Origin of the sequence: Alcanivorax profundi (genome assembly GCF_003597125.1) — a bacterium.
GTDB classification, from domain to species: domain Bacteria; phylum Pseudomonadota; class Gammaproteobacteria; order Pseudomonadales; family Alcanivoracaceae; genus Alcanivorax; species Alcanivorax profundi.
The window spans coordinates 1-911 of record NZ_QYYA01000037.1; the positions used below are offsets into that span (position 1 = coordinate 1).

Below are 911 nucleotides of genomic sequence, written 5' to 3' on the forward strand. Positions count from 1 at the left end.
TATGATGAAGAGGTGAACAAAGAAAATGACAGAGAGAGCAGAGTAGTAGAGGCAAATAGTGTTGAGCAGGAAGTAGAAAGCATTAACAAGGGTGAAGTTAGGAGAGCTTTGAAGAGGATGAAGAGAGGAAAAGCAGTTGGTCCTGATGACATACCAGTGGAGGTATGGAAGTGTCTAGGAGAGATGGCAGTAGAGTTTTTAACTAGGTTGTTCAACAACATTTTAGAGAGCGAGAGGATGCCTGAGGAATGGAGGAGAAGTGAGCATCTGTGAGCAGCAGTATGGTTTCATGCCAAGAAAGAGCACTACAGATGCAATATTTGCTTTGAGAATGTTGATAGAGAAGTACAGAGAGGGCCAGAAGGAGCTGCATTGTGTCTTTGTAGATCTAGAGAAAGCATATGACAGGGTGCCAAGAGAGGAGTTGTGGTATTGTATGAGGAAGTCTGGAGTGACAGAGAAGTATGTTAGAGTGGTGCAGGATATGTATGAGAACAGTAGGACAGCGGTAAGGTGTGCGGTAGGAGTGACAGAGGAGTTCACGGTGAAGGTGGGACTGCATCAAGGATCGGCTCTAAGCCCTTTCTTGTTTGCAGTGGTGATGGACAGGCTTACAGATGAGGTAAGAAAGGAATCTCCTTGGACGATGATGTTTGCGGATGACATTGTGATCTGCAGTGAGAGCAGAGAGCAGGTGGAGGAAAGTCTAGAGAGGTGGAGGTTTGCTCTGGAGAGAAGAGGAATGAAGGTTAGTCGCAGCAAGACAGAATACCTGTGTGTGAACGAGAGGGACCCAAGTGGAACAGTGAGGTTACAGGGAGAAGAGGTGAAGAAGGTGCAGGATTTTAAGTACTTAGGGTCAACAGTCCAGAGCAATGGGGAGTGTGGAAAAGAGGTGAAGAAGCGGGTGC

2 protein-coding genes are annotated in these 911 nt (G+C 46.7%); both read left to right on the forward strand.

Going from position 1 to position 911, the window contains the following annotated elements; translation table 11 throughout:
* Positions 1–273 (forward strand): hypothetical protein (locus D4A39_RS18965; RefSeq protein WP_158586948.1); only part of this gene is annotated, 273 nt, incomplete at its 5' end.
* Positions 260–911: RNA-directed DNA polymerase (locus D4A39_RS18970; protein ID WP_147393943.1), on the forward strand; the 652-nt coding region annotated here is incomplete at its 3' end. The genes D4A39_RS18965 and D4A39_RS18970, both read left to right, overlap by 14 nt.